Raw genomic sequence first — 16,477 nt, forward strand, 5'->3', positions numbered from 1 at the left:
GGGTTGCGGACAGTGTCTGGTGGGTAGTTTGACTGGGGCGGTCTCCTCCTAAAGAGTAACGGAGGAGCACGAAGGTCAGCTAATCCTGGTCGGACATCAGGAGGTTAGTGCAATGGCATAAGCTGGCTTGACTGCGAGCGTGACGGCGCGAGCAGGTGCGAAAGCAGGTCATAGTGATCCGGTGGTTCTGAATGGAAGGGCCATCGCTCAACGGATAAAAGGTACTCCGGGGATAACAGGCTGATACCGCCCAAGAGTTCATATCGACGGCGGTGTTTGGCACCTCGATGTCGGCTCATCACATCCTGGGGCTGAAGTAGGTCCCAAGGGTATGGCTGTTCGCCATTTAAAGTGGTACGCGAGCTGGGTTTAGAACGTCGTGAGACAGTTCGGTCCCTATCTGCCGTGGGCGCTGGAGAATTGAGGGGGGCTGCTCCTAGTACGAGAGGACCGGAGTGGACGCATCACTGGTGTTCGGGTTGTCATGCCAATGGCATTGCCCGGTAGCTAAATGCGGAAGAGATAAGTGCTGAAAGCATCTAAGCACGAAACTTGCCCCGAGATGAGTTCTCCCTGACCCTTTAAGGGTCCTGAAGGAACGTTGAAGACGACGACGTTGATAGGCCGGGTGTGTAAGCGCAGCGATGCGTTGAGCTAACCGGTACTAATGAACCGTGAGGCTTAACCTTACAACGCCGAAGATGTTTTGGCGGATTGAGAAGATTTTCAATACAGCTTGATACAGATTAAACAGAATTTGCCTGGCGGCACTAGCGCGGTGGTCCCACCTGACCCCATGCCGAACTCAGAAGTGAAACGCCGTAGCGCCGATGGTAGTGTGGGGTCTCCCCATGTGAGAGTAGGGAACTGCCAGGCATCAAACAAGTGAAGAGCCCATCCTGACGGATGGGCTTTTTGCGTTTTTGTCGTCTGAAACTGCCGGACATCGTTCTCCCTGTATCCAATATCCCTCATGAATTCTGCCGGATTTATGCTGTCTCCCTGTATAAGATCCAGAGTAATTCCCTCTCCACATTCCAGACTTATGTACCAGGCTTATAATATGTACCTGTGGGCATGAGAGAAAATAATGGCCATTAAGCCTTTTAATTACCAGCAAGACTTTTCCTGCATCGATTTTCGCCAGCACCCGGAGCTCTATCAGGTAGGAAGAGGAGAACAGGGCGTGTTGTTGGTTGAGCCCTATAAAAGCGAAATCCTTCCCTACTGGCGCTATAAAGATGAAGCATCCGCGACTGAATCTGCCAGGGAAATTTATCAGCTCTTCGAGTTTTATCGACAGCAGAATGATTTCGTTGGTATGGATATGGCGCGCAAATTTATTCAGATGGGCTACACCCGGGCAAGACGTTATGCCAATTACAAAGGTGGTAAAAAATATGCGAAGGATGGCTGCCTGAATCCACGTGGTAATGATCCTGTTAAGGCAGCAGCTGCGGCAGTCTTTAAACAATGGTGGGATAAACTTCGGCAGGATAAAGATTATCTCCAGAGAAAAAAGAAACATCAGGCTCAATGGGGGTAATTTTCAACCTCGATGTTCCTCGCCCCGCATAAATATTTACCGCGATTTAGCCTATATAAAAAACTGTATTGCCCGATCTTCACCATATTTCACTTTGTTAATCCTTAAGAATCTACTTTTAATCGCGAAAAGCTACATTACGAAAAAAAATGTGAATAGCATCACAAACTAAAAAATAACAATTATATAACATTTGATTTACTAACTGATTTGCCTGATGGCGCGGGGACACCCGATGAGGCAGATTGCAGTCTTTGCTGGAGCAGGATTACAATGACAGAAAGCAGTATTAGCGAACGTGAATCGCTGGAACATGCCGATACCCGGCGCCGTATATGGGCCATTGTTGGGGCATCGTCAGGGAATCTGGTGGAATGGTTTGATTTTTATGTCTATTCATTTTGCTCACTCTATTTCGCGCACATCTTCTTTCCTTCCGGGAATACCACAACCCAATTGTTACAAACGGCAGGAGTGTTTGCTGCCGGTTTTCTGATGCGTCCAATCGGGGGATGGATATTCGGGCGCATTGCTGATCGTCGTGGACGCAAAACTTCTATGCTGATTTCCGTATGCATGATGTGTTTTGGTTCACTGGTGATAGCCTGCCTGCCGGGTTATGCAACGATAGGAACCTGGGCTCCGGCTCTGCTTCTGCTTGCACGTTTATTCCAGGGATTATCCGTCGGGGGGGAATACGGTACCAGCGCCACCTATATGAGCGAAGTTGCCGTAGAAGGTAAGAAAGGGTTCTATGCCTCATTTCAGTACGTCACGCTGATTGGTGGTCAACTTCTGGCGGTGCTGGTTGTTGTTGCATTACAACAGATCCTCAGTGATGAAGATCTTCATGCCTGGGGATGGCGTATTCCGTTTGCCTTTGGCGCAGTCCTGGCCATCGTGGCCTTGTGGCTGCGACGCCAGTTGGACGAAACTTCTAAGCAGGAAACGCGCGCGTTAAAAGAGGCTGGTTCGTTCAAAGGGCTCTGGCGTAACCGCAAGGCATTTATTATGGTACTGGGCTTTACTGCCGCCGGGTCGTTAAGCTTTTATACCTTCACCACTTATATGCAAAAATATCTGGTCAATACCGCGGGTATGACAGCGGGCACCGCCAGCATGATTATGACCGCTGCTTTATTTGTTTATATGCTGGTTCAGCCGCTTTTTGGCGCCCTCTCGGACAAGATTGGCCGTCGTACCTCAATGCTCTGTTTTGGCGCGTTGGTCACCCTCTTTACCGTGCCGATTCTTAATGCGCTACAAAACGTGAGTTCGCCGTATGCGGCGTTTGCTCTGGTGATATGCGCCCTGCTGATCGTCAGTTTCTACACCTCAATCAGCGGCATTCTGAAGGCGGAAATGTTTCCGGCCCAGGTACGTGCTCTGGGCGTTGGGCTTTCTTACGCTGTAGCCAATGCGCTATTCGGCGGCTCGGCCGAGTATGTCGCACTGTCGCTAAAATCTGTGGGAATTGAGCACGCTTTTTACTGGTACGTGACCGTCATGGGGGCGATTGCTTTTCTGGTCTCTCTGACGCTGCATCGTAAAGGTAAAGGGCTGCGCTTGTAGATTTATTGATGTGCCAGCTGCCATACCGCATAGCCGGTTGTGGCGCCTGCCACATCCCAGGCGAAATCTTTCCAGCTCCAGCCGCTCCCCGACGGGCGGCTGTCCCATAGCTCCTTCGATGCCCCTAAGCTCACGGAAAACATAAAGCCAATAGCGCCGCTCCGGTCGCGACTATAGCCTTGATGCTGGGCATATTCGTTACCTGCGGCAGAAAGCATCGCTGAGGCGAGGAAGTGCTGGGCTTTGTCCTGACCGCTCCATGAATCATTGGCCATATGGCTGCAGCCGGTCAGTAGTAACAGCGGGGCAATAAGCATGATATTGCGCATACAAATTCCAGGAAAAAGCCCCGCTGAGCGGGGCGGAAATTCAAAGAATACGGCTGATAAGGCGGTCGATTCGAATACGTCGCAGGCGTCTGATCAGTTTGCGTACTTTTATCGGGTAGTCGGCAATACTTTGTAGATCGCGATAGTGCTTAACGATCGTGGTATGTTTACGGATGAGGCTGAGTTCTTTTTCGCGCATGGCACCAAGCTGATGCTTTGGATCGTGGATAAGAATCGCGTTTTCCAAATCCAGCCGCCAGGCGCGCGGGTTCAGGTTATTGCCGGTCAGCAGCATCCACTCATCATCAACCCACATGCCTTTCAGGTGGTAGCTGTTATCATCATCCTTCCATAAACGGACAATGAGCTGGTCAGTATTCACGTAATACTGCAGACGGCTCAGGAAGCGCCGCAGATTAATTTCATAAAGATAGGGCAGCGCGCCGATAATTTTAAATGGCTGATCTTCCGGAATATAGAAATCATTAGCGGTTTTATCGCCGACGATAATTTCGACTTTTTTGCCACTCCGCAACAGCTGAATGATATTACGTACCAGCAGAGCCGGCAGGTTGAAATAGGGGGTGCAGATAGTCAGCTTATGTTCAGCGCAGGGCATCAGATGGAAAATGGTTTTATTCAGCAGGCTCGTCTTGCCCAGGCCAACTAGCGGGGTTACCGACAGCTGTTCTTCGTCGGCATCGCCTGGGAAATGGTAGCGGCTATCGCGCAGCTCCTGGCGGTACTGGCGGATTTCATTCTTGATTTCCGGGCTTTTTGGGCGATCGGCCTTATCAAGGCGGTTAACGCCGCGACCTTGCACCAGGTTGTTCGTAACCCAGTCAAACATCACATCGGCCATTTTCGCGTTGCGAATGCACTGGTAGCGATCATAACGATACTTATCGTGCTGATGCAGGTAAACGTCGTTCAGACTGGCGCCGCTGTAGAGAACGCAATCATCAATGATAAAGCCTTTGAAATGGAGGACGCCGAGAGCTTCCCGGGTATTGACTGGAACGCCATAAACCGGGATATCGACGCCAGGGTTCTCCTGCGCCATGCGGCAATACCAGTCGGCGTTGGTGTTTGACGCGGCGACGCCAATACGCCCGCGCTGGGCACGATGCCAGTCAACCAGCACCTGGACATCTAACTCGGGACGCTGACGCTTAGCGTCGTACAGCGCCTGCAAAATTCCTTTACCGCCATCATCCTGTTCCAGATAGAGCGCAATGATACAAATACGCTGGGTGGCTTGAGCTATCCTGGCCAGTAACGCTTGCCGAAAATCTGCCGGAGCGTAAAAGAACTCGATATCATCAACTGACTGAGAAAGCTTAGGGAGTTGGGCAAGGTGTTGTTGATGTTTATTGCGTTTAAATTTTGACAACATCACAGTGCGTTTCTTCTCTGTTTATTGAAGGGTCTTCTGTACCATGCAGACGACGTAAGCGGGCAATAATACCATTACTACCCGTTAAAGTAGTCAACAATTGCGGCCAGCCGATTGTAATTGCTCAGATACAAGCTGTAGAGACAAACTGACAATTCCATCTTCAAGCTGAATATCAACTGAGAATCCTAGCTTTCTGGCGAGTCCAATCATGCCTTTATTATTAGGCATAGTAATGCCATTCAGCCGCTGCAGACCGTGACTTTGCGTATAGGCAATGAGCTTTTCCAGTAGCTTACGGCCTAAACCCATACCCTTTAAATCAGAGCGCACCAGTACGGCAAATTCGGCATCGATGTTATCCGGGTCGGAGATCGCTCGCGTCACGCCGAGGATCTCATTCCCTTCAGCCGTCGTGCGCACGGCAACAAAGGCCATTTCTCGATCGTAGTCGATCTGCGTCATGTTAGCTAAATCATCGTGAGTAAATTCGTTGATTTCGCTGAAGTAACGATAATAAAGATCTTCCTTCGTGACCTGTGCGATAAAGGCCAGCAGCTGCGGCTCATCTTCCGGGAGTATGGGACGGAAAAGGCAGCGTTCGCCATTCTTCATCACTACCCACTCCTCCTGCTGCTGCGGATAAGGGCGGATGGCCAGGCGGCTTTCACTATCGCCAGTGAACGGCGCGAGAGTTAACGTGACGTCAAGCGCGGTAAACTCGTGACCGGAAGCCAGCAGAGGGTGGATATCGAGGCGCTGGATTTCCGGGCAGTCGACGATCAAATTCGATACCTGTACCAGTAGCTGACTCAGGCCGGGAATATCGAGCGGACGCAGCGCGCTGCGCCCGCGCACTTTTTTGCTTTTGATGGCCTGGATGACCAGGTAGCGCGCAAGGTTCATATTGAGCGGCGGGAGTGCGACGGCGGCCTGATCTTCTGCTCGCCATTCGACGCCGCCTTCGCCCAGCATGATCAGCGGTCCAAAAACCGGATCGTGCTCGACGACGACCCGCAGCTCCTGCGCCCCGGCTCGATTGGCCATGCTTTGCACCAGCAGTCCGTGAATACGCGCCTGCGGCCAGGTCATTTTGACGCGATCGATAATCGCGTCCGCGGCCTGCTGTACCTCGGTAGCCGTACGTAGGTAAAGCATGACCCCCTGGACTTCCGACTTATGGGGGATGTCTGGCGAGCGGAGCTTGAGCGCGACGGGGTAACCTATCTGTTCGGCGATATGCACGGCCTCGGCGCTATCCGCGGCAATCCACGTCGGTAGAGTATGAATACCGTAAGCACGCAGAACAGGACTCACTTCATGGGTATCCAGCGTGGTGGCACCTTCATTGATTGCGCGTTGTAACAGACTATGCGCTTCGGCTGTGTTAGTGGCTAATGAGACTGGCAGTACCGGGGTCTCTCTGAGCTGCTTCTGGTTACGCCGGTATTCCACCATATGCATAAACGCGGTTATCGTCCCTTCGGGGGTGCGATAGGTCGGTAGTCCCGCATCGCTAAACAGACGACGCGCCTCTTGCGATGAAAACTCACCGCACCAGTTAGTCAGAACCGTAACGTATTTACCGCGCGGGTGGCGCTTCAGGGCGTCAATCAGCGCCAGCGCGCTTTCCGTCCCCGGAGCAGCCGCGCTGGGTGAATGGATCACCAGCAGCGCGTCGTAATCATGGCTATCCAGCAGCACGTTCAGCGCTTTGAGGTAGTGCTCGCTACTGGCGTCATCGCGGAGATCCAGTGGGTTAGCAATATCCATGGTTTCAGGCAACGCCTGGCGGAGAAGATCGCTGGTCTCTTCGCTGAGAGCGGCAAGTTTGCCGTTGCGCAGCCAAAGCTCATCCAGCGCCAGCGCAGCCGGCGCTGCGCCGTTGCTGATAATCATGAGTTTCTCGCCGCGCAGTGGGCGCATATGGCTGAGGGTTTCCACCGCAGAGAACAGTTCGTGAGTATCCTGAACCCGCAACAAACCCGCGCGCTGAATAGCGGCGTCCCAGGCCGGATCCATACCGGAATTGACGTGTAGCAGCTTTTGCGCCGCCGGACTACGCCCGCTTTTGATCACCAGGATAGGCTTATTGCGCGATGCGCTACGGGCCGCGGAGACGAAGCGACGGGCGTCGCTAAGGTGTTCAAGATAGAGCAGAATAGCGCTGGTTTTACTGTCGCGAGCAAGGAAATCGAGCAGGTCATCAACGTCGATATCCAGGCTATCGCCGAGCGCGATAAAGTAAGAAAACCCCATTTCGCGCTGCTGGGCCCAGTCGAGGATGGTGTTGGATACGGCCGCCGATTGCGAAATAAACGCCAGTTTACCGCGATGGATAGGAACCGGCGAAAAGCTGGCGTTTAGGCCCTGCCAGGGCGCAAGCAGGCCGAGACTATTCGGACCGAGCAGGCGCATTTGATAGCGGGCGGCGCATTCAAGCAGCGCGGGATACTGTTCGGGTAGGGAAGAGAGAATAATGCAAGTCTTACACCCTTTTTGCCCCAACGCTTCCAGAAGCTCAAGATTTCTTCGGGCATTGGTGCAAAGCACAGCGAGATCGGGGGTAAAGGGCAGGCTGTTGACGTCAGGCCAGGCCAGTACGCCCTGAACCGCTTTCCACGCCGGCGTAACGGGAAGGACAGGGCCGTTAAACCCGCCAGCCAGCAGGTTGCGCATCATCAGATAACCGGCGCGCTGTGGTTTCATTGATGCGCCGATAACGGCGATCGATTTCGGCCGCAGTAATGCTTCGAGGCCTCGTTGGCTCATTCCGGTCTCCTTTGATCCCCAGTGACCGAATGATTTTAAACGTTTTCTGTCAGTTGTGCTGTGATACCGCCCTTATGCTGTGTTTTTCCTGCCAGATAGCGCGTTCTGAATAAGCTGAAATGATCGCCAAGGGCGCTGGCTGCGGTGACATCCCCCGCAAGATCCAGCAGCGCTATGGCGACTTCAGCGGTACAGTATTGGCCTTCTGCATGGGCTTCTCGCAGGCGATAAGCGGAGACGCGGGACAGATCAACGGAAATCATCGGCAGCGCATCAAGCCAGGGACTTTTGCGGAACATTTTTCGCGCCTCGGGCCAGGTGCCGTCGAGCATAATAAACAGCGGAGGTTTGCCGGGAAGCGGTGCGTCAAGTACCCGGCGCCCGGCGCTGGCATAGGAGGCAGGAAAAACCACCATTGGCTGATATCTCGCGTCGGCAACGAGATCGAGAAGCGCCTGCGGCGGTTCGGTTCGTGACCATTGAAAGGCTTCCGTATCCGGCAGGATATCGGCAATCAGGCGTCCAGTATTGCTGGGCTTCATTGGCTCGGTATCGAACATCACCAGGCAAAAACGGCTGGTGGCGGCAACGGGATTAAGGGTCGCGCAGAGGCATTGTTTCAACGGCAGCAAACAGCGCTGGCAGCGGTGAATACGGTTGCCGCGAGCAAGAAAAGGCCGGGTGGCGCGCGCGAGACGTTCGGCGCGAAGGCGAAGGACGGCGTTATCAGTCATGGGGATCGCTAAGAAAAAACGCCATTGTCGCAGAGGTAAAAACGGGGCACAAGCGGTGCCCCGTCGGGTTTATTGCTGGCCGGCTTCGTTCAACCAGCTATCGAAAGGCGCTTTTGGTACGGCGCCGTTCAGCATGTCGATGACTTCGCCATTTTTGAACATCATAATGGTCGGGATACTGCGGATGCGGAAGCGGGCGCTCAGTTCGCGTTCCATTTCGGTATTCACTTTCACGAACCGCATTTCGCCGCTGCGCTCTTCAGCCACATCTTCGAAAATGGGCGCAAAGTTACGGCAGGGGCCGCACCACGGCGCCCAGAAATCAACGACAACGGGCAGATCGTCCTTCAGCAGTTTATCCAGCGTTGCCCCGGTCGCGTTGATCACATCGCCGTCAAAAAGATCGTGGCCGCAGCGCCCGCATTTCGCGCCATCAGCGCTACGATCGTCGGGGATGCGGTTCAGAGCCTGACAACTGGCACAAACGGTATTCATAACTAACCTCTGGTTATGGGTTGCAGCGCGGCACGTGGCCGATTTGTTTCTGTAATGTTACATATTATCGATGCAGTACTAATAAAGGACAATGAGTTTTATTCAATGATTACGATAGACTCAGGCTTTTAAATGAAATAATGGCTAAGTGATGGCACATCGGGTAATCTGCGCGCTTCGCGCAGCGCAGGTGGAGAAAATGAATGAGCGACGACGAACTGAAAAATAAAAGCGGCAAGGTCAAAGTGATGTATGTCCGCAGTGATGATGATTCTGACCGACGTACCCATAACCCGCGTACCGGGAAAGGTGGGGGACGCCCAGGAAAGTCTCGTGTTGACGGTCGTAACCGCCCTGCGCGCGATGAAAGAGACAGCCGCGGTGGCGATCGTAAACGTGACGATCGCAAGCGTGAAGGCTTCGGCGGTGAGGGTTCCTCTCCGTGGCGTACCGTATCCCGCGCGCCGGGTGATGAGACGCCGGTAAAAGTGGATCACGGCGGGATCAGCGGAAAAAGCTTTATCGATCCTGAAGTGCTGCGTCGCCAACGCGCGGAAGAGACCCGTGTTTACGGCGAAAATGCCTGCCAGGCGCTTTTCCAGAGCCGTCCGGACGCTATTGTGCGCGCCTGGTTTATCCAGAGCGTGACTCCGCGCTTCAAAGAAGCCCTGCGCTGGATGGCGGCTAACCGTAAAGCTTATCACGTCGTTGATGAAGCAGAGCTGGCGAAAGCGTCCGGCACTGAACACCACGGCGGAGTTTGCTTCTTGATTAAAAAACGTCATGGCACCTCTGTTGAGCAGTGGGTGGCGAAAGCCGACGCTGAAGATTGCGTGCTGGCGCTGGAAGATGTCGGCAACCCGCACAACCTTGGCGCCATCATGCGCAGCTGCGCGCACTTCGGCGTTAAGGGCGTAATTGTGCAGGATGCTGGCGTTATGGAGTCCGGTGCCGCGATTCGTACCGCCGAAGGCGGGGCAGAACACGTTGAACCGATTACGGGCGACAGCTTTATCGATACGCTTGAGCGCTTCCGTAAAGCGGGCTACGCGATTGTTTCAACTTCCAGCCATAACGGGACTCCGCTGTTTAAAGCCGAGTTGCCGAAGAAGATGGTGCTGGTATTAGGGCAGGAGAGCGACGGTCTGTCTGATGCCGCTATCTCCAGCGCCGATCTGAATATTGCTATCGAAGGCACCGGCAACGTTGAAAGCCTGAACGTTTCCGTGGCAACCGGCGTGCTGCTGGCAGAATGGTGGCGACAGAACAAAGCTTGATAGCTTGCCGCAGAACGATAAATGCCAGCGTAATGCTGGCATTTACATTGTCATCCCTAAATCACCTCCTGGGAGGTGGTGATTGATTTTTAACACTGGTCTGCTTTATTCGCTCTCAGCCGGCAGCCGGGGTAGCCAGTCAATAGGCGCTTCGCCGCGTTCAGCCAGCCATTCATTCGCCAGGACGAAATGATTACAGCCGAAGAAGCCGCGGTGCGCGGAGAGCGGTGACGGATGCGGCGCTTTGAGCACGCAATGGCGCTGGCGATCGATAATCGCGCCTTTCTTTTGCGCATGTGAACCCCACAGCAAAAATACAACCCCTTCCCGATGCTGGTTAATCAGTGAAATCACTTTATCGGTAAAGGTTTCCCATCCGAGACTAGCATGAGAGTGCGCTTGCCCGGCGCGTACCGTTAATACGGTATTAAGCAGCAAAACCCCCTGACGCGCCCAGCTTTCGAGATAACCATGATTTGGGCGCTGAAAGCCCGGGATCGTGCCTTCCAGCTCTTTATACATGTTCAGCAGAGAAGGAGGGGTCGCAACGCCCGGTAAAACAGAGAAGGCAAGGCCGTGAGCCTGTCCTGGTCCGTGGTAGGGATCCTGACCGAGGATCACCACTTTGACGTCGCTTAGCTCGGTATAGCGAAACGCGTTGAAAACGTCTTTTTGTGGAGGATAGATAGTGATGCCCGATTGCCGCTCTTCAGCAACCGTTTTTAAGGTATTAACAAACCAGGGTTGCTGCTTCTCTTCTGCCAGCACATCGTGCCAGGTTAATGGGGTGGTCATTTTGCTCTCCTGCAAAGTGTCATTGCCATAGCTTAACTGCATCTTTCTACAACACAAAATTTGCGCCATCCCACTGGCGTTCTTTGTGCAAAAAAAATTGAAAACTTACAAATTTTTTTGCTGAAAGATGTAGCGTAACTTGATGTAAAACAATAATATCTGCCTATACCCACTTTTGTGATGGGGTTTTTGTTGATTTAAATCAAAGAATGCCGGATGCCCGGCTGATATATATACACTCATACAACAATGGTTTTACCAATTGGCCGCGAAGGCCAATAATCGAACAAACACTGCCTGGGAGGCATAAAATGATTACTGGTATCCAAATTACTAAAGCTGCAAATGACGACCTGCTGAACTCTTTCTGGCTGCTGGACAGCGAAAAAGGCGAAGCCCGCTGCCTGTGCGCGAAAGCCGGTTTTGCTGAAGATGACGTGGTTGCGGTGAGCAATCTGGGCGAGATCGAATACCGTGAGATCCCGGTAGACGTGAAACCTGAAGTTCGCGTTGAAGGCGGTCAGCATCTGAACGTGAACGTTCTGCGTCGCGAAACTCTGCTGGATGCGGTTGAACATCCGGAAAAATATCCACAGCTGACCATTCGCGTTTCTGGCTATGCGGTGCGCTTTAACTCCCTGACGCCGGAACAGCAGCGCGACGTTATCGCCCGTACTTTTACCGAAAGCCTGTAAGACTCAACTTTGATGTAAAAACGCCGGGATATCCCGGCGTTTTTTTACTCTTCGTTTGCCTTCTGCGCGGTATCCGCTCCGCTTGGTTTACGACGCTTACCAATGTTTTTGGTATCGCGGTGGCGTTTTTTCACGCGCGGCTTCTCTTTTTCTTTCTCTTTCTTCTCTGCACGCTTCGCTAATACTTTCCTGGACGGTTTACCGGTTTGCTTCTCGCTTGGCGCGCGGGTAGTTGGGCGCAGCCCATCAATAACGCGGGCTTTTAGCGGCTCTTCAGTATAGCGGCCAATTTTACCCAGCAGCAGATGATCGTGGGCTTCAACCAGTGAAATAGCCGTACCTTTTTTACCCGCCCGGCCGGTACGACCAATACGGTGCAGGTAAATATCTGCCGTGCGCGGCAGGTCGAAGTTAAATACGTGGCTTACGTCCGCGATGTCGATTCCGCGTGCGGCAACATCGGTAGCGATTAACACGTTAATTCGACCATCGGTCAGGCGGCTAATTGCTTCATTACGTTTCGCCTGCACCATCTCGCCTTCCAGCCAGCAGGTATTGATACCCGCTTCACGCAGCCAGCCCGCCAGTTCATGAACGCGCTCGCGCTTACGTACGAAGACGATAGAGCGCGTCGCTTCCGGCTGCTTCAGCAGATGGACCAGCAGAGCGGTCTTGTGCTTGACGTCATCGGCACGGTAATACCACTGGTGAATTTTTTTACGCTCGCGGGTGGAGGGCGTTGCCGAGACTTCTACCGGTTCTTCCAGTAGGCGTTCAGCAAAATCTTTAATGGCGTCACCTTCGAGGGTGGCGGAGAACAGCATAGTCTGCTTACGCCAGCGGGTTTCACCGGCAATGTGTTCGATATCCTGCGCGAAGCCCATATCCAGCATGCGGTCCGCTTCATCAAGGATCAGGGTTTCAACGGCGCGGCAATCAAAGTTTTCTTCTTTAATATACTGCAGCAGGCGGCCGGTCGTGGCGACCACGATATCCTGGTTCTCGCTGAACACTTCAGCATGGTTCATATAGGCGACACCGCCGGTAATGGTGGCGATATCCAGATGAGTATGTTTTGCCAGCTCACGCGCGTGGTCGGCAACCTGCATTGCCAGTTCGCGAGTTGGGGTCAGGATAAGAATGCGCGGCGGACCAGATTTCTTGCGCGGAAAATCGAGCAGATGCTGCAACGCGGGCAGAAGATACGCCGCCGTTTTACCGGTGCCTGTCGGGGCTGAACCGAGAATATCACGGCCATCAAGCGCAGGCGGAATAGCGGCGGCCTGAATGGCTGTCGGGCGTGTGAAACCTTTGTCCTGGAGAGCGTCCAGCAGGTTTTCGTCGAGTTCAAGTTCGGAAAAAGTCGTTACAGTCATGATCTACCTCTGAGTGGACCGCCGATTATAGACGTTACGGACGCAATGTTCATCTGTTTGTAAGGCTATCTGTTCTCCGGTATTGTGCATAGCCTTACGCTCAGGAGTTTTTGTCCGCAAGGTTATCGAGGATGTCCCAGTCGAAGTTCGCGCTGCCGCGCAATGGTTTTACGTTTAAGCAGTTTTTTGTCGCCCACGATCGCTGTGCGATGAAAGTGGGTACCGACGGCATTTTACTTGGCGCATGGGCCCCGATCGCGCAGGTTAAGCGCGTGCTGGATATCGGCGCGGGCAGCGGCCTGTTAGCCCTGATGCTCGCGCAGCGTACCGGGGAGACGGTCATCGTGGATGCCGTGGAGCTGGACGAAGAGGCGGCACAACAGGCACGAGAAAACGCCGCGGATTCTCCATGGGCCGGGCGTCTGCAGATTCATCAGGCCGATATTCAGCAATGGCAGCCGCGGCAAACCCGACGCTATGAGCTGATTGTCAGCAACCCGCCTTTTTTCGCAGAAGGCGTACCTTGCGCCACCTCGCAGCGCGAGCAGGCTCGATACACTTCCTCTCTCGATCACGCAACATTATTAACCTGTGCCGCCGAACTTATTACGGAAGAGGGGTTTTTCTGCGTTGTGCTTCCGGTCGACATCGGTAACGCGTTTGTGCAGCGGGCGCAGAATATGGGCTGGCATCTGCGTCTACGAACGGATGTCGCGGAAACGGAAATGCGCCCGCCGCATCGGGTTCTGCTGGCTTTTTCGCCGTCGGCGGGGGAAGAGTGCTTTAGCGACAGATTAGTTATCCGCGGGCCAGAGCAGCAATATTCCGAAGGATTTACCGCTTTGACCCAGGATTTTTATCTTTTTATGTGAGCCAGCGGCGAGAGCACCGACGGTCCGCTGTCGGGCAGCTGCTCAGGATAATCCAGCGTATAGTGAAGCCCGCGGCTCTCTTTACGCTGCATGGCACAGCGTACAATCAGCTCAGCAACCTGTACCAGGTTACGCAGCTCCAGCAAATTATTAGAGACACGGAAGCGGGCGTAGTATTCGTCCAGCTCCTGTTGCAGCATAGTAATACGGCGCAGGGCGCGTTCAAGACGACGAGTGGTACGCACGATGCCGACATAATCCCACATCAGCAAGCGCAGCTCATGCCAGTTGTGCTGTATTACGACCAGTTCATCAGGTATTTCGACCTGGCTTTCGTCCCAGGAAGGCAGTTTATTGACCGCCTGAGCGAACGGCATACGCTTAACGATATCTTCGGCAGCGGACCAGCCGTAAACAAGGCACTCCAGCAATGAATTTGAAGCCATACGGTTAGCGCCGTGTAATCCCGTGTAGCTCACTTCGCCAATGGCGTACAGTCCGTCAACATCAGTGCGCCCATGATCGTCAACCATCACGCCGCCGCAGGTATAATGTGCCGCCGGCACAATGGGAACTGGCTCTTTTGTCAGGTCAATGCCCAGCCCCAGCAGCTTCTCGTAGATCATCGGGAAGTGGTGGCGGATAAATTCTGCCGGTTTATGGCTGATATCGAGATACATACAGTCAACGCCCAGGCGCTTCATCTCATGATCGATCGCTCTGGCGACAATGTCGCGCGGAGCCAGTTCGCCGCGCTCGTCAAATTCCGGCATAAACCGTGTGCCGTCCGGACGTTTCAACAGTGCGCCCTCGCCGCGCAGCGCTTCCGTTAACAGGAAATTGCGCGCTTGCGGATGGTACAGCGCCGTTGGGTGAAACTGATTAAATTCCAGATTGGCGACCCGACAGCCGGCTCGCCAGGCCATTGCAATACCATCCCCGGAAGAGACGTCAGGGTTGGTCGTATATTGATAAACCTTCGCTGCGCCGCCGGTCGCCAGCACCACAGCTTTTGCGCTGCAGGTCTCAACCGCTTCTTTATTACGGTTCCAGATCCAGGCCCCCACAACGCGCCGCGTTCCCGGCAGGCCGATTTTATCGGAGAGAATCAGATCAACGGCGTTGCTGCGCTCCAGCACCCGGATATTAGGGTGGGCCAGCGCCTTGCTCACCAGGGTGGTCTCTACGGCTTTCCCGGTCGCATCGGCGGCGTGGAGGATACGGCGGTGACTGTGCCCCCCTTCGCGCGTCAGGTGATAGCTCGCTTCGCCGTTTGCCTGTACCTCAGTATCGAACAAAACGCCCTGATCGATAAGCCATTGAACGCAGGGTTTAGCGTTGCTCGCAACAAAGGAGACCGCATGGCGATCGCAAAGACCCGCTCCGGCAATCAGCGTATCTTCGATGTGGGATTCAACGCTGTCGGTTTCATCAAACACGGCGGCGATGCCGCCTTGCGCATAGAAAGTAGACCCTTCACTAATGGGGCCTTTGCTGAGAACGGTGACCGTACAGCGTTCCGCCAGGCGCAGGGCGAGAGATAAACCAGCAGCGCCGCTGCCAACAATTAGCACATCACAGGAGGAATCAGGAGTTGTATTCATAGTCTTTGTTTAATTTACTAAACACGATTACCGAACAATAGCACCAGCCAGCGATAATTCGTACACTTTTTTTACTGCTGGTTGTGCAGGCTAAACATGGAGTCACAATGTGGCGGAAGATACGTCTACGAAAGGTTTTGCGAAGCCGCTCGTTAGCTTCAGATTTTATAGTGAAATAAAAGTCGGGTTACGTTACCCTTCTGGCGGGTCTTGCGCTTTTTCTTATTATCTTACATATCGTTTAGCTACCGGGACATATAATGAGAGATAACAATCCGTCAGCCGGTGCCGAACGAAAAACAAAGGCGTAACGGAACTTTATTGTTTTCAGACACTCCAACCCTCTGCTTGCTCATTTATGCAGTAATTGGGTGGTGTTTTTGAATACGCATGGGAATTGGGTTTGGGGAGACATTACCTCGGATGAGCGAGCAGTTAACGGATCAGGTCCTTGTTGAACGGGTCCAGAAAGGAGATCAGAAAGCATTTAACCTGCTGGTGGTACGCTATCAGCATAAGGTTGCAAGCCTGGTCTCCCGCTACGTGCCGCCGGGCGATATCGCTGACGTTGTTCAGGAGTCGTTCGTTAAAGCATGGCGTGCGCTGGATTCTTTCCGGGGGGATAGTGCTTTTTACACCTGGTTATATCGCATTGCCGTAAACACGGCGAAGAATTATCTGGTTGCTCAGGGGCGCCGTCCGCCATCCAGCGATGTTGATGCAAATGATGCTGAAAACTTCGAAAGCGGTGGGGCGTTGAAAGAAATTTCGAACCCTGAGAACTTAATGTTGTCAGAAGAGCTGAGACAGATAGTCTTTCGTACCATTGAGTCGCTTCCGGAGGATTTACGCATGGCAATTACCCTGCGGGAGCTGGATGGCATGAGCTATGAAGAAATAGCCGCCATCATGGATTGTCCGGTGGGCACAGTGCGTTCACGCATCTTCCGGGCGCGAGAAGCTATTGATAATAAAGTTCAACCGCTCATCAGGCGTTGACGATAGCGGAATACT

The 16,477-nt window shown here is 53.4% G+C and carries 15 protein-coding genes and 2 rRNA genes; 9 read left to right on the forward strand and 8 right to left on the reverse strand.

From position 1 onward, the window contains the following. The 4 genes from K2184_RS05715 to K2184_RS05730 form a co-directional block, all read left to right on the forward strand. Positions 1–689 (forward strand): 23S ribosomal RNA (locus tag K2184_RS05715); the annotation flags it as partial. 71 nt (positions 690–760) lie between these two features. After that, a 5S ribosomal RNA gene (rrf, locus tag K2184_RS05720) occupies positions 761–876 on the forward strand. A gap of 214 nt (positions 877–1,090) precedes the next feature. Further along, a complete protein-coding gene (locus K2184_RS05725) occupies positions 1,091–1,546 on the forward strand; it encodes a DUF4385 domain-containing protein (protein WP_064372916.1) in 456 nt (151 codons plus the stop codon). Between the two features lie 273 nt (positions 1,547–1,819). Further along, positions 1,820–3,118, forward strand: coding sequence for an MFS transporter (locus K2184_RS05730; protein ID WP_163525744.1), 1,299 nt, complete (start codon positions 1,820–1,822; stop codon positions 3,116–3,118). A gap of 2 nt (positions 3,119–3,120) precedes the next feature. On the opposite strand, the gene K2184_RS05735 is transcribed toward K2184_RS05730, so the two are convergent. The 5 genes from K2184_RS05735 to trxC all read right to left on the reverse strand — a co-directional run bounded on the left by K2184_RS05735 (position 3,121) and on the right by trxC (position 8,844). Continuing rightward, positions 3,121–3,447, reverse strand: a complete 327-nt coding sequence (locus tag K2184_RS05735; protein WP_004104604.1) for a YfiM family lipoprotein — start codon at positions 3,445–3,447, stop codon at positions 3,121–3,123. Between the two features lie 40 nt (positions 3,448–3,487). Continuing rightward, positions 3,488–4,843 (reverse strand): CDP-diacylglycerol--serine O-phosphatidyltransferase, encoded by a 1,356-nt coding sequence (gene pssA / locus K2184_RS05740; protein ID WP_004104602.1) that lies wholly within the window; start codon positions 4,841–4,843, stop codon positions 3,488–3,490. Between the two features lie 93 nt (positions 4,844–4,936). Beyond that, complete coding sequence (locus K2184_RS05745; protein WP_004104601.1) at positions 4,937–7,615, reverse strand: bifunctional acetate--CoA ligase family protein/GNAT family N-acetyltransferase; 2,679 nt, start codon at positions 7,613–7,615, stop codon at positions 4,937–4,939. A gap of 35 nt (positions 7,616–7,650) precedes the next feature. After that, positions 7,651–8,349, reverse strand: a complete 699-nt coding sequence (locus tag K2184_RS05750; RefSeq protein WP_004114489.1) for a tRNA-uridine aminocarboxypropyltransferase — start codon at positions 8,347–8,349, stop codon at positions 7,651–7,653. 69 nt (positions 8,350–8,418) lie between these two features. Next, the gene (trxC, locus tag K2184_RS05755; protein WP_004104599.1) at positions 8,419–8,844 is read right to left on the reverse strand and encodes a thioredoxin TrxC; all 426 of its coding nucleotides are present in this window, start codon (positions 8,842–8,844) and stop codon (positions 8,419–8,421) included. Positions 8,845–9,047: 203 nt separating this feature from the next. On the opposite strand from trxC, the gene K2184_RS05760 reads away from it, so the two are divergent. Beyond that, positions 9,048–10,121, forward strand: a complete 1,074-nt coding sequence (locus tag K2184_RS05760; protein ID WP_163525743.1) for a tRNA/rRNA methyltransferase — start codon at positions 9,048–9,050, stop codon at positions 10,119–10,121. Positions 10,122–10,226: 105 nt separating this feature from the next. Here the strand turns inward: K2184_RS05760 and ung are convergent, their stop codons facing one another. After that, positions 10,227–10,916 carry a uracil-DNA glycosylase gene (ung, locus tag K2184_RS05765; RefSeq protein ID WP_004104597.1) on the reverse strand — a complete coding sequence of 230 codons (690 nt, stop codon included), beginning with the start codon at positions 10,914–10,916 and terminating at the stop codon, positions 10,227–10,229. A gap of 311 nt (positions 10,917–11,227) precedes the next feature. Between ung and grcA the strand changes: the two genes are divergently transcribed. After that, positions 11,228–11,611 (forward strand): autonomous glycyl radical cofactor GrcA, encoded by a 384-nt coding sequence (grcA, locus tag K2184_RS05770; RefSeq protein WP_004104596.1) that lies wholly within the window; start codon positions 11,228–11,230, stop codon positions 11,609–11,611. A gap of 44 nt (positions 11,612–11,655) precedes the next feature. Here the strand turns inward: grcA and srmB are convergent, their stop codons facing one another. Beyond that, on the reverse strand, positions 11,656–12,987 hold the full coding sequence (gene srmB / locus K2184_RS05775) for an ATP-dependent RNA helicase SrmB (protein ID WP_023321440.1): 1,332 nt from the start codon (positions 12,985–12,987) through the stop codon (positions 11,656–11,658). Positions 12,988–13,118: 131 nt separating this feature from the next. On the opposite strand from srmB, the gene trmN reads away from it, so the two are divergent. Beyond that, positions 13,119–13,859 (forward strand): tRNA(1)(Val) (adenine(37)-N(6))-methyltransferase TrmN, encoded by a 741-nt coding sequence (trmN, locus tag K2184_RS05780; RefSeq protein ID WP_004104592.1) that lies wholly within the window; start codon positions 13,119–13,121, stop codon positions 13,857–13,859. Here trmN and nadB read toward each other — a convergent pair. Further along, positions 13,844–15,463 (reverse strand): L-aspartate oxidase, encoded by a 1,620-nt coding sequence (gene nadB, locus K2184_RS05785; RefSeq protein WP_023329931.1) that lies wholly within the window; start codon positions 15,461–15,463, stop codon positions 13,844–13,846. The genes trmN and nadB overlap by 16 nt on opposite strands. Before the next feature lie 285 nt (positions 15,464–15,748). Between nadB and rseD the strand changes: the two genes are divergently transcribed. Both rseD and rpoE read left to right on the forward strand, forming a co-directional pair. Then, a complete protein-coding gene (gene rseD / locus K2184_RS05790) occupies positions 15,749–15,847 on the forward strand; it encodes a rpoE leader peptide RseD (protein WP_148720832.1) in 99 nt (32 codons plus the stop codon). 39 nt (positions 15,848–15,886) lie between these two features. Then, a complete protein-coding gene (rpoE, locus tag K2184_RS05795) occupies positions 15,887–16,462 on the forward strand; it encodes an RNA polymerase sigma factor RpoE (protein ID WP_004104583.1) in 576 nt (191 codons plus the stop codon). The last annotated feature ends 15 nt before the right edge of the window (positions 16,463–16,477 follow it).

Source organism: Klebsiella sp. K5-306, assembly GCF_051835185.1.
Taxonomy (GTDB): Bacteria; Pseudomonadota; Gammaproteobacteria; order Enterobacterales; family Enterobacteriaceae; genus Klebsiella; species Klebsiella oxytoca.